This is a genomic window from Paraglaciecola sp. T6c (genome assembly GCF_000014225.1).
Classification (GTDB): Bacteria; Pseudomonadota; Gammaproteobacteria; order Enterobacterales; family Alteromonadaceae; genus Paraglaciecola; species Paraglaciecola atlantica_A.
In genome coordinates this window covers 4,058,885-4,071,424 of record NC_008228.1, presented here as the reverse complement: position 1 = coordinate 4,071,424, position 12,540 = coordinate 4,058,885, and the positions used below count along the sequence as shown (strand labels likewise).

Here is a 12,540-nt window from a genome sequence, read left to right as displayed (position 1 = left end):
AGGCAAAAAAAATGGGTTTATTCGAACGTTATTTATCTGTTTGGGTTGCACTAAGCATTGCCGCCGGGGTTGTTCTGGGAAGTGTATTTCCTGATCTTTTCGCCGTGGTGGCAGGGCTTGAATACGCCCACGTCAATCTAGTCGTGGCGGTGCTGATCTGGTTGATGATTTACCCTATGATGATTCAAATCGACTTCTCGTCGATCAAAGACGTGGGGCGCAAACCGAAAGGGATCGTACTGACATTGGTGATCAACTGGCTCATTAAGCCATTTACTATGGCGGCCCTAGGCTGGTTGTTTTTCAAGGGTGTTTTTGCGGATTGGGTTGACCCGCAAACCGCAAATGAATATATCGCAGGCATGATTTTACTTGGCGTGGCACCGTGTACGGCTATGGTGTTTGTGTGGAGCCAACTGACGAAAGGAGATGCTAACTACACCTTGGTTCAGGTGTCGGTAAACGACATTATCATGATTTTTGCGTTTGCTCCCATCAGCGCATTACTGCTGGGTATGAGCGATATTCAAGTTCCTTGGGAAACCTTGATTATCTCAGTGGTCTTATACGTGTTACTGCCATTGGTGGCCGGTGCGATGACCCGCTCTTGGCTGAATAAAAGTCACAATGATACCGCTGATATTACACAAGGCGCAGCACAAGACGGTGACGTACGCATCGCGAAATTTGTTGGCGCGTTAAAGCCTTGGTCAATTATTGGGTTGTTAGCGACTGTGGTGCTGCTGTTTGGTTTTCAAGCGCAAACCATATTAGACAAACCACAAATGATTGTGCTGATTGCGATTCCGTTATTGCTGCAAACCTACGGTATTTTTGCCATTACTTACTACGCAGCCAAGCGCATGCGCTTGCCCCACAATGTGGCAGCGCCAGCGAGTATGATTGGCTCATCTAACTTCTTTGAATTGGCCGTTGCGGTAGCAATATCTTTATTCGGCCTGCATTCCGGGGCTGCGCTGGCGACCGTGGTGGGGGTGTTGGTAGAAGTTCCTGTGATGCTATCGTTGGTGTATTTTGCGAATCGCACCCGTGAGTGGTTTGCTTGATAGCGTGTTTTGTAAGTGAAATAAACGGTTACGTACAAAAAAGCCAGCTGATATCAGCTGGCTTTTTTTTCTGCCGCCCAGTTAAAGAGCTACCGTTGAAGAGCCATGCAATGAAGTGTGCTCATTACATTAGGCTACAAACGTTTAGTCGTTGCTATGCAAGCTGGCGTTTAGTCCGCCCCACTTAGCGGGATCAGCGACAATGGCTTCCACTGAACCATTTTGGCTATTGCGGCGGAACAATAAGCCGTTCATACCGGATAACTCACGAGCAGCCACTACTTTGCCATCTGGTGTGGTGACTTTCGTGCCAGCTGTGACATACAAGCCCGCTTCGACGATGCAGTCGTCACCTAATGAAATACCGATACCAGCGTTCGCCCCAACCATGCTGTTTTTACCAATTGCATTGATGGTTTTGCCGCCGCCAGATAACGTGCCCATCGTCGATGCTCCGCCGCCGATGTCAGAGCCATCGCCGACCACTACGCCTTGTGAAATACGCCCTTCAACCATAGAGCTGCCCAAGGTACCTGCATTGAAGTTAACGAATCCTTCATGCATGACCGTTGAACCAGAAGCTAAATGTGCACCTAAACGAACGCGATCAGCATCACCAATACGCACACCTTCAGGAATAACGTAGTCGGTCATACGTGGGAATTTATCAATTGAGCTGACAGTTAAATGATGATGTTCACTGGCAATCGCGGCACGTAACTCATCAACTTTAGTGGGTAATACAGGGCCTGCAGACGTCCAAGCGACATTAGTCAGTAAACCAAAAATACCTGTTAAGTTGATGTTATTAGGTGTTACTGCGCCTTCTGACAATAAATGTAAACGCAGGTAAGCGTCTTCGATGTTTTGTGGTGCGCCGTCGATTTCAAGTTCAACTTCAACGAAATCGCTGTTGATCACGCCAACCTTTTGCGCAAGACAGCTACGTGCAATTTGGGTGTTCGCGCGGGGAAACCACACATCTAACGTTTTACCACTGGCGGCATCAATGTAGCGATGACCAATACGTTTTACAGTCATTTATCTTTCCTAGTGTCGATAGTTTAAAAATTGAGGGCGAATTATGGCGTGAAACGACGTAATTGACAGCCCCCTTTTGCTTATAAATTATAATTTACAGAGGATTCTTGCCCTGTTTAGACCCGTCATCGTTTATAAACTGAGTGATAGTGTGTTTTTGATTTTTTCTGTCGCAGCAATTTTTTTCTGCACGGCAAAATCGACTAATTGTAACTCAACGCCTCGGTTGGCCGAGTTGGCTGCATTGGGTGGGAAGAAACACAAGGTGAGTATTTCGTTGTAGCTGTCTGTTTGCCAAAGATAACAACGGTTAAAACCAGTTTGTAACAATGCGCGACCAGCGTCGTCAGCCACAAATTTGGCACTGCGTGATACCCGTAAGTCTTCAAAGAATGCGATGACGTCGTTCTTTACATCTTCTCTTGGGGCAAGGGTCTTAATAAAGTTGCTAAGCGGCACCTCATCTTGCGTCAGGTTGGTTTGCGTGCGCGCATCGGCAAGGCTAATGGGCTCACCATACTTAGTAACCGCTGAGGCCAACACGTCTTTGAGTACGTCTTTAATGCCCACATAAGCACTTTCAACGGTATACACGCTATTGATTTGAGTAATAAAGCCATTGAATTTATTAAAATGTAGCGCTAGGCGCTGTTCTAAGCGGGAGTTTTGATAGGGCTGATAAAAACTCAAACGTACTTTGTCACTGCGGCTGCTGCCGGCGATGTGATGTAATTTAGCGCCTTGGTCATAAAGCGATATTGCACTGGCAAGGGCGTTGTCACCAACATGCATCTGTTTTATGTCAACTGTGCTGCGGCTATCCGCTCCGGATAGACGGTGCGACGCGTCGAAGCGCTTAAGGCCTGTGGTTTGTTCCAATACATGAGGGGAGGAGACTTGTGCCAAACTAAAACAAGTAAATGACACACTACTAATAAATATTAAACGACGTAACCAGGGTAATTTCATTGGGTTCCTAATGGCGTAAACAACTGAGCCGAGTATGCAGCATAGCACTTAGTGCACGCGGGCAACACTCAAAGGGCTCTTGGGCGTAAATGACGCTAAAATGAAAAATGACAACCTTTACACTGATATACGATTGTGCGCGAAAAGCGCTCGCTAAATCAGTTTGTTAGATACAGGTATAACGTTTTTAGGGGGAGAAGATTTAAGCACTTGAATTTGCAACATTAGCAGATTAATCTATCCGTCGTAAGGTGTGTTTTATGTTGTTTTCAGGCTTAAATTACGTTGAAACAATACGGTGAAAAAATGCGATAAAACACAGTGTTGAGCGTCGTCGAACATCCGTTCGCAATCCATATCAAATTTCTTGTCTAAGGTGTTTCATTGAGTAAATGTATGTCAAATTTTTGCTGCTATTCCAAGCAAGCCTTAACTGCTGTATAACGGCGCCATGAAAATACCTAAAAGAATACAACCCCTGGTTGATGACGGCCTCGTTGATGAGGTGCTTTATCAGCTAATGAGCGGCAAAGAAGCTACAGTTTATGCTGTGCGCTGTGGTAACGAAATCCGCTGCGCCAAAGTGTATAAAGAAGCGATGAAGCGCAGTTTTAAAAAAGCGGCGCAATATCAAGAAGGGCGTAAAGTGCGCAACACCCGCCGCGCCCGAGCCATGGAAAAGGGGTCAAAATTCGGTCGTAAGCAGCAAGAAGACGCTTGGCAGAACACTGAGGTAGATGCCTTATTTACGTTAGCTAAAGCCGGGGTTCGTGTGCCTGAGCCTTACGGCTGTTATGACGGTGTATTGCTAATGGAGTTGATCACCGATGACGAAGGCGATGTGGCGCCTCGTTTAAATGATGTGACTATGCCTGCTGAACAAGCCATAGAAGATCACGCCATTGTGATGGTGTATGTGATGCGTATGTTATTAGCCGGTTTGGTGCATGGTGACTTGTCAGAATTTAATGTTTTGGTCGATGCTTACGGCCCCGTGATCATCGATTTGCCCCAAGTGGTTGATGCGGCAGCCAATAACAATGCGTTTAGCATGTTACAGCGCGACGTGCGCAATATGACTGAGTACTACGCACAATATGCCCCAGAGCTTAAAAACAGCCATTACGCCGAAGAAATGTGGGCTTTGTTTGAAGCAGGTGAGCTTGAAGCAGATACCCAGTTAACTGGGCATTTTGATTTCCCAGATGATGAAGCGGATGTCGATACTGTTTTAGAAGAAATTAAAGCCGCGTTTGAAGAAGAACAAGAGCGTAAAGCACGCATCGCAGGCCCTAGTGACGAAGATTAGGGAACCTTACCTATTTCCCGTCAGATAACTGACAACAGCTTTTAACCTCATTAATATAAATAGCACAGCTTACTATCTTCAGCAGCGGCGCTTAAGGAAAGGCGCCTATTGCAGATGCAGCAGGGCATTTTTTTGATCTATTCTAAAATCAAACTCTCGTAAAAAATTCATTCCTAATAAGCCATCGCTGTGACCTAGCTCATCGAGTGGCAATACCATCACGTTGATGTTTTTTACTTTCGCCTTTGCAATTTCCAGGCTAGCGAATTGGTACATAGGGGAGCGTACGGTGCCATTGGCAGTTTGCACGTTAAATTGGCCAACAAATTTAGTGGCGACTGATTTAAATAGTGTTTTGAATTTTTGTCTTGAAATGGTGGTAGTGGATGCGCCCGTATCAATTAAAAAGTGGACTTGATTGCCGCTTAAGCGGCTTTCAACTACGTACTGATCGCCATATTTTTGTAATCCTATTGACGTAACACCTGCGGGGACATTCTTGCGTGGATTGTCGTTAGTTGTTTTGGTGGCTCTATCGCTTTGTGCGTTCACCTCGTCATCGTATTGTTGAATAATTCCGCGTATCTGCATGGCTTGAGGGTCTTCATAGCGAATAGAGGCTAAGGTGTTTTCCATTAACCCCGCTTGCTGCTGGTGTGCGTACGCTGTGGCTAACGCTAATATTAATTCACGGCTGGTGGGGCTTACTTGTAGTAAGGGCTCAGCAAATTGCGCCAATATATCCCATGAGTAGGTCTGTTTTAACTGGTTGATGGTTTCATTGGTTAAGCGCGAAATGGTGTTTTGCACCTGAGTTTGCTGTGCATGGCTCAAGGGTAAACTGAGCATGCCGTGGTAATGAATGATGGCATCACTGAGCAAATGCGTATGTGCAATATATTCGGCTTCTAGCAACAAAAACTCAACATCTTGTGGGTATTGGCGTAGATATAGTGGGAAAAAGGCATCTAATTTGGCGTACTCCTGCGCCGCAAGCCAGCGCCGAGTTTGGGCCAAATAGGCTACACGCCTATCTGGTTTGAAGCGTGTCGTGTTTGGTACTCCGCGTTGCATTTCAGCGCTTGCTGGTGTGGTTGGTTTCTTTGTTACTCTTGAATCGGTTTCAATGCTTGGTTCATGTACGTTGGGCGTTTGAGAAAAGTGAGGTTGAGTGTCTTGATTTAGCTGCTCACTTAGCTGTTCATTTAGCTGCTGGGTGTCTTTACTTTGCTGGTGCGCTAGGGCATCAGATCGGCGTGATTCAATTTGACTCTGTTCTGACTGGGGCACGGGTACTTGTTCGTGGCCGTTTAGGTACTGATAAACGTTAGCAAAAATTGAAGCCAATAAAGCCAAGAGCAGTGCGCTATTGAGTTTAGTCATGACATTGATGCCTTCACTCTGTTTGAGACGCCAGCATGGCATTAAAGTAGGTATCGCAGAATACCTTGGGCATGCGCTTTGGCTTACCGGAACTTAATGCTATGCACACAAATTCGGTGCGTGCATTGAGCATGGTTAAACCGTCACTTAGGCGAATAAACTGGAACTGCCTAGCGAGTTTTAACTTGTTATCACAGGCGACAATCCATGTGGCACAAGCTAGCGTATCGCCCAATACGGCCGCTGCCAGATAATCAATCTCATGGCGGCAAATGGCCATACCTCTGTCTAGCTCTTGGTATTGTTCGATACTCAGACCTAGTGCATTTGAATGGGCCCAGGCGGTGCGCTCTAATTGACTGACATAGGCCACATTATTGACATGGTTGTAATGGTCAATTTGTTCAGGGCTTATCTGCCATTGGCACACAAAAGGCTTTGGGTAATGCCACGGAAGGAGATCTAGGGAGTCTGACATGATCGATTAGCTCTCAAGTAAAATTTCAATACTGGGAATACAAGGTAATGGGTTAGTACCTTGTTGGAAAAGCTGCTGTTTAGTAAGCACTTCCTTGGGAAACACCTCCTTAGTAAACAACAACGCAACAAGATGTGCTTCTTTGCTGATAATTTCGCGCATAAAGGTCTGACTGTTAGGGATTTTTTTAAATGCTTTGTAGCCGTCTTGCAAAAATAAATGCAATGTTTGCAAGCCTTTCATACGAGCGGGGTGCTTTGACAGGGCCAACATCATAGCAACGCCTTTGATCGCTACCGCGTCACTTAAGTTGTTACCAAGCTCCTCAAGCAAACTGATTTGCTCTTGGCGTAAATGCCCATTGTGCCCACTGACAAAAGCCGCCGCGTACGTTTGCTGATTAATTATGATGCGCTTATTGGCGTCAGTTTGATTAGGTGTGACGAATTGGCGGTTAGCGGCTGTTACATGCTTTTTGAGTTCCAGCGCCAAGACGTAATCCAACTCATAAGATAATGCGTGTAAACGCAAAGCGCTTTCCAAGGAGAACAACGCTTTGCTGGGCATGTATTTGTGCATTTTTGGTACAACGCGTTTTATATCCGCATCTCGCTGGCTGAAATCCTTTGGGCCATAAATTTGTTCAACAAAAAAAGCCAGTGCAGGCGCAGTATCAGGATTGCTCATGTGCGCTTGATGGGTGCTTTGCATACGCAGAGTTTGCCATGCCTGTACCCCTTGGATGAGGGGTAACAGTTTCGCGTCTAACGCCATTTCTTGCAGCGTTTGCACGGTGTGTAAATGACGCGAAACCTGAGCCACTAAATCAGGCATTAGATAACACAGTCAATGAGGCAATCTTGACGCGCGTCTTTTTAACAAGCGCTGAATTAAGAGAAGACATTACTTTTTCAATGTGATTTTACCGAAGACGTCAGCGGTGATAAAACCCAAGTTTTTGCTACCGTTTTGCTCAGCAAAATCATGAGACCCCATAAAATGCTCACGAACTTCGCTGCCATCGTTATCACAGTAAGCCAACATAAAGCCCATCACATCGCCGCTCTTCAGGGGAATTGCCGCTTTAGGGTTGGCATCAGTGTAGTTGTTGGGATAGCGCTTGATGGCCACTTCCCACAATATTGTGTTGGGCGCATCTAATTGGCGCTTCCAGGTGCTGTTTACATGTTCGTTATACAAATGCGCCTTTTCATCGTCGCCAATATCTGCTGCTTGGTTATCAAGGCCGATGTGGTAGGCCAATGCGCTGTGATTAAAGCGGTGATTACCGCCTGATGCGTCACCATCAATAAATATTTCTAGGGCGTCATCATCCCAGTATTGCACCAAGGGATCAGCATGGGTGTCGATCAGCAGGTCGTCGGTAATCTCGGCTTGTAGGTACAAGTAGTTTTCATCCCATAGCAGACGGTAGCGGCCGGAAAAATCTGCTTTTTCTGGAAAGGTGCCGTCCATTAAATATGGCATGTCGTGCCATTGTGCTTGTTGCCAAACATTTTCTGAATGTCCGTCAATAATAGGGGCTTGAGCGGTATACGTTACGTCAAATGCATGGGCAGAAAGCGATAGTCCGCCAAATGTTGAGGCCATCAGCAGTGATTTTACTAGGCGTGAAAACATGGTAAGTCCTTGTTCGTGGTATGAAAAAACAGAAAATAGAAAACAATAAACATATGCTTAGGTTAGCTTGACGTAAAGTACGAGTTAACACAATAGGGCGTTTCGCCGCTTGAGTTTATGGTCTTGGGTTAGGTAGAATGCGCCCCCTATGAATACCGCTAACGCCTGCATACACTCCAACGATGTCAATGAACCGAGTTGTCGTCTTATCAGCGCAGAAATACATCGATACCAAGATGTCATTGCGTTATTTGATGCTGCCTTCAATCAAAGCGAAAATACCCGCTTGATCAAAGGCGCTGGCGAGCCTGAATATATCCCTGCCAATAAGGAGTGTGATTTCCATCAAGTGATTTTTGCTCATGGGTATTTCGCCAGTGCGCTGCACGAAATTGCCCACTGGTGTATTGCCGGAAAAAAGCGTCGTATGTTAAACGATTATGGTTACTGGTATTGCCCAGATGGAAGAACAGAAGCCGAGCAGAAAAAATTCGAGCAAGTAGAAATTAAACCTCAAGCAATCGAATGGGCGTTTTCTGTGGCAGCTAATAAAGCGTTTCGTGTTAGCACTGATAACTTAAATGGCGCCGAGCCCGATACCAAAGCATTTACCTTAAATGTGCATCAACAAGTATTAGAATATTTACGAGATGGATTCCCCCCGCGGGCGGCCTTGTTTATTGAGGCGCTTGCAGCATTCTATGCGACAGAGGCATTAACGCCAGCTAAGTTTAGTTTGCCCGAAGAATGGCGTGTCACTATGTCTGAGGCTGCGGTGTAATGACAATGACGCAATTTAAACTTGGTTTAGTGATTAATCCCTTTGCTGGCATTGGTGGCAGCGTCGCATTAAAAGGTAGCGACGGGGCACACACTCGAGACAAAGCACTCGCCCTAGGTGCGACCAAATTGGCGAACAGCCGTACTCGATTGGCACTACAAGAACTGCTGGGGGTTAAAGATTGTGTGCATATCTATACCGCCGGGGGTGAAATGGGCGAAGCGCTTGTGGCTGAAATGGGGTTTGAACACACAGTGGTGTATCAACAAGAAGCCGTTCAAAGCGAGCCTGAAGATACCGAGCGCTGCGTACACGTATTACAGCAACAAGGCGTAGATTTGCTCCTGTTTGCGGGAGGCGATGGCACAGCGCGCAATGTGTGCCATATTGTCGGTGAGTCAATACCCGTGCTGGGTGTGCCTGCAGGCTGCAAAATTCACTCAGGGGTATACGCTGTCACGCCGCAGGCGGCAGGTCGTGTGGTAGCTATGATGGTCAACGGCGAAATTGTCACCTTGCAAGACGCTGATGTCATGGACATAGACGAAACACTCTTTCGCCAAGGCAGAGTCAATGCCCGTCAGTATGGTGAAATGCGTGTGCCCAGTGAACTTCGCTATATCCAAGCGGTGAAAATGGGCGGCAAGGAATCTGACGAGTTAGTGTTGGCTGATATCGCCGCGCATGTGATTGAATTCATGGACGAGCACCCAGAGCGTCTATTTGTGATGGGCTCAGGTTCAACTGTTGATTTCATTATGCAGGAGTTAGGTTTAAAGAACACCTTACTTGGCGTAGATATTGTGCAAAATCAGCAGGTTGTTGCCCATGATGTGACTGCCAGTACTTTGCTCGAATACGCTTCACATGTACCCGTCACCTTAGTTATCACCTTAATTGGTGGCCAAGGACATATCTTCGGCCGAGGTAATCAGCAGCTTAGCCCTGAGGTGCTCAAAAAAATTGGTCGTGACAACCTGTTGCTCGTGGCGACCAAAAGCAAATTACAAGGCCTAAAGGGTAAGCCTTTAATCGCAGACACTGGGGATATCACGCTTGATGCTCAGTTGGCGGGCGTGATCAGCGTGACTACAGGTTACAAAGATCAGGTGTTATACCCCATCGCTAAATTTTAATGACTAGCTAACGACAGGACTTGAACAGATTATATGAGTGGATCAGTAAACAGTGATGCAGCAAAACAAAGATTCGATGAATTTGTCGATTCAACGCAAAGCTACCTTGATGGTGTGGTCGTTGATGGCAGCGACCAAGAGTTGTTTATTGCCAGCTACTTGACGGGACACTTCTCCCTAGTAACGAGTAATGCATTGGCATTAGATGACTATTCGCTAAAAGCGATTGATACCTATATGCAAACCAGTTTAGAAAAAGCCTACGCCAACAATGAAGTCGAAGGCCAAGACCAAGTTCAAGTCTCGGCGTTATGGCAAAGCCTATTTGCAAAAGCGAGTCGCTGAATAATCACTAAGGGCGCTCGCTTAAACTTCTCGGCGGATCAGCTGGCGGATTAAAAAACGATTCGGGTTTAGGGTGTTTAATAAATCATTTGCCATTGGCAGTGGCTGTCCGCTGATTTGGCTGGCGAGTACTTCAGCCATTAACGGCGCCGTAGTTAACCCACGAGAGCCAAGCCCTGTGAGAACAAATACGTTATTCATATTGCTGCCTTTTGGGTAATAGCTTAAGGGCAGGGCTTTGTACAAATCGCTTAATTCTTTCTTTTGCTTCTCAATATCTGCTAATGCCCCCACCAAAGGTAAGTGATCCGGCGAACTGCAACGCACTGCTGCTCGGCCTTGTGCGTTCCCCACCACTTCTTGCGCCCATTGGCAGTCTGACAGTGATTGATAATGGGTGGCTAAATTTTTGTCTTGCTCGCTTAGGCGGTAATCAGTGCTTAAATCATTTTTCACATAGGTTGAGCCTAGCGCATGCTGGCCGTTATATTCCGGGGTTAAATAGCCTTTATGACATAGCACGGTATTTAATTTACTAAGCGCCGTTTGAGTCGGCACCGCTTCAACTTGGCCTCGCACCATGCGCAGAGGAAAATCCGCGAGCGCTGCTATGTCATGACTTTGTGCACCGGTGGCATAAATCACAATGTCAGCCTGGGCTAAGCTAGTATTTTTATTCATTCCAGAAGTGGCCTCTGACGCTTCAAAATGTAATTGCCAGCGTGTGTTCTCTTGCGCGGTAATTGAGACATTTTTTTGCTCTATGCCGTTGAGTGCATGATGGCTATATAACCTCACCTGACTCAATTTCGCTGCAGCATCGAATAGGGCATCGACCAGTTGTGCTGGATCTATCCAACCGCCGAGTGGCATAAACAAACCACTGTATGGCATCTCGCAGTTGGCTAATTGTGCGGCTTCGCTAGGCTTAACATACCTTACTAGCTCACCGGGCCATAATTGGCTTTCGGTCAGTTTTGCATAACGCTCTGCTAGCGCAGGCTTAAAACCCAATTGCAACACACCGCACCATTGGTGCGCGAAGTGAAAACCTTGAGACTGAAGCTGTCGATACTGGTTGGCGGCATACACAAAACTGTGAGCATTAATCTGACTGGCATGGCTCGCATCCACATTGAGTTGTGGATAAAACCCGGCTTGGGGATTTCCCGATGCGCCTTGTGCAGGGGTCGCATCGTTAAAATAAATATCACAGTCATAGCCTTTTTTTGCCATGGCATAGGCCATGCTGGCCCCTGCAATACCGGCTCCGATAATCGCGACTTTGGGCTTACTCGCTAAAGCTGTTTGCGCGTGATTTTCTGCACAGCGAGTATTTACAGACGTAGAATTCATATAAGCGCCGCGTTGATAATAACGGGCTTGCTGACGATTGACTTTCGTTTCAAGCTCTCTGGCGATAATGCCTGCAAGCATTTCTCGCTTGCGGCCGTGTCCTTTGCGTTTCTCTACTTCAAAGCCTGCATCACGTAAGCCACGCTTAACAAAACCAGCAGCGGTAAAGGTAGCGAAGGTGCAGCCGTTACTGGCTAAGCGGGCCATTTGTTCAAACAGCTGGGGGGACCACATTTGTGGGTTTTTGCTGGGGGCAAATCCATCTAAATACCAGGCGTCCACTAAACCGTTTTCATTGGTGTGCCATTGGGGTAATGAGTCATGTATATCACCTAGCCATAGATCGACAATGACGCGGTTGTTTAGAAAAGACATACGATGGCAACCATCGAGTGGCATAGGATATTGAGCAATTAATGCCTTAGCGTCATCTTCAAATTGAACAAAAGCATTAAGCGCTTGGACTAAGTCTGTATGGGTGAGGGGGAATTTTTCCGTACTGATATAGTGCAGGGTAAATGTACTAGCAGGGTGTTGAGCCAAATGCTGTTTAAATACAGCCAGTGTCACTAATAAGTTAAGCCCAGTACCGAAGCCTGTTTCAGCAATAACAAAGGTAGGCTTTGACCATTGCTGCCAACGCTGAGGCAACAGATTATTGTGTAAAAAAACATATTCGGTTTCTGCGGCGCCGTCAAAAGATGAAAAATACACGTCATCAAAATTCGTGGCGATTGGCGTGCCATCAGCGTTAAACTGAATATCTGCTGTTTTAATGGTCAATCGTTTGGGTCTCCACGTATGCTTGGGCTAGTCTTCAAAAGCACGATAGTTTAAGGTAACTGCTTGGACAATCCAAACGGTCTATACAAACCAAACAGTGTTAAGTAAATAGGGATGCTATTTATAACCGGTAATGATTTGTAGTACGCAGGCTGAGATGCGCGATTTTTATACGCTAAAGAGCAGACCAGTTGCATCGCGAAAATCGTTACCATATGCGGCAATTTTAAAAGCAGCAATTTTTTGCTTGA

Annotated in this window: 12 protein-coding genes; 5 read left to right on the top strand and 7 right to left on the bottom strand. The window is 46.3% G+C overall.

Annotated features, from left to right (window positions below):
• Window positions 1-11: 11 nt before the first annotated feature.
• Window positions 12-1,067, top strand: a complete 1,056-nt coding sequence (gene arsB / locus PATL_RS17400) for an ACR3 family arsenite efflux transporter (protein ID WP_011576130.1) — start codon at window positions 12-14, stop codon at window positions 1,065-1,067.
• Window positions 1,068-1,211: 144 nt separating this feature from the next.
• On the opposite strand, the gene PATL_RS17395 is transcribed toward arsB, so the two are convergent.
• Together PATL_RS17395 and PATL_RS17390 are read right to left on the bottom strand one after the other, a co-directional pair.
• Entirely contained in the window at window positions 1,212-2,108 is an 897-nt protein-coding gene (locus PATL_RS17395) for a DapH/DapD/GlmU-related protein (protein WP_011576129.1), read from the bottom strand.
• Window positions 2,109-2,240: 132 nt separating this feature from the next.
• A complete protein-coding gene (locus PATL_RS17390) occupies window positions 2,241-3,077 on the bottom strand; it encodes a hypothetical protein (RefSeq protein WP_011576128.1) in 837 nt (278 codons plus the stop codon).
• Between the two features lie 451 nt (window positions 3,078-3,528).
• On the opposite strand from PATL_RS17390, the gene PATL_RS17385 reads away from it, so the two are divergent.
• Window positions 3,529-4,386 (top strand): PA4780 family RIO1-like protein kinase, encoded by an 858-nt coding sequence (locus tag PATL_RS17385; RefSeq protein ID WP_011576127.1) that lies wholly within the window; start codon window positions 3,529-3,531, stop codon window positions 4,384-4,386.
• A gap of 105 nt (window positions 4,387-4,491) precedes the next feature.
• Here PATL_RS17385 and PATL_RS17380 read toward each other — a convergent pair whose 3' ends face one another.
• From PATL_RS17380 to PATL_RS17365, 4 genes are all read right to left on the bottom strand, one after another.
• Window positions 4,492-5,769 (bottom strand): retropepsin-like aspartic protease family protein, encoded by a 1,278-nt coding sequence (locus tag PATL_RS17380; protein WP_011576126.1) that lies wholly within the window; start codon window positions 5,767-5,769, stop codon window positions 4,492-4,494.
• 13 nt (window positions 5,770-5,782) lie between these two features.
• Window positions 5,783-6,247, bottom strand: a complete 465-nt coding sequence (locus PATL_RS17375) for an acyl-CoA thioesterase (protein WP_011576125.1) — start codon at window positions 6,245-6,247, stop codon at window positions 5,783-5,785.
• 6 nt (window positions 6,248-6,253) lie between these two features.
• Entirely contained in the window at window positions 6,254-7,081 is an 828-nt protein-coding gene (locus PATL_RS17370) for an FFLEELY motif protein (protein WP_011576124.1), read from the bottom strand.
• 69 nt (window positions 7,082-7,150) lie between these two features.
• Window positions 7,151-7,888: a CBM9 family sugar-binding protein gene (locus tag PATL_RS17365; protein WP_011576123.1), complete on the bottom strand. Its 738-nt coding sequence runs from the start codon at window positions 7,886-7,888 to the stop codon at window positions 7,151-7,153.
• Between the two features lie 148 nt (window positions 7,889-8,036).
• On the opposite strand from PATL_RS17365, the gene PATL_RS17360 reads away from it, so the two are divergent.
• From PATL_RS17360 to PATL_RS17350, 3 genes are read left to right on the top strand one after another with little or no spacing between them, the layout of a single operon-like run.
• Complete coding sequence (locus PATL_RS17360; RefSeq protein WP_011576122.1) at window positions 8,037-8,669, top strand: elongation factor P hydroxylase; 633 nt, start codon at window positions 8,037-8,039, stop codon at window positions 8,667-8,669.
• The gene (locus tag PATL_RS17355; RefSeq protein ID WP_011576121.1) at window positions 8,669-9,805 is read left to right on the top strand and encodes an ATP-NAD kinase family protein; all 1,137 of its coding nucleotides are present in this window, start codon (window positions 8,669-8,671) and stop codon (window positions 9,803-9,805) included. The genes PATL_RS17360 and PATL_RS17355 overlap by 1 nt, the downstream gene beginning before the upstream one ends.
• Window positions 9,806-9,838: 33 nt before the next feature.
• Window positions 9,839-10,150 (top strand): YfcL family protein, encoded by a 312-nt coding sequence (locus PATL_RS17350; RefSeq protein ID WP_011576120.1) that lies wholly within the window; start codon window positions 9,839-9,841, stop codon window positions 10,148-10,150.
• A 21-nt stretch (window positions 10,151-10,171) separates the two neighbouring features.
• Here PATL_RS17350 and mnmC read toward each other — a convergent pair whose 3' ends face one another.
• Window positions 10,172-12,289 (bottom strand): bifunctional tRNA (5-methylaminomethyl-2-thiouridine)(34)-methyltransferase MnmD/FAD-dependent 5-carboxymethylaminomethyl-2-thiouridine(34) oxidoreductase MnmC, encoded by a 2,118-nt coding sequence (mnmC, locus tag PATL_RS17345; protein WP_011576119.1) that lies wholly within the window; start codon window positions 12,287-12,289, stop codon window positions 10,172-10,174.
• Between the last annotated feature and the right edge of the window lie 251 nt (window positions 12,290-12,540).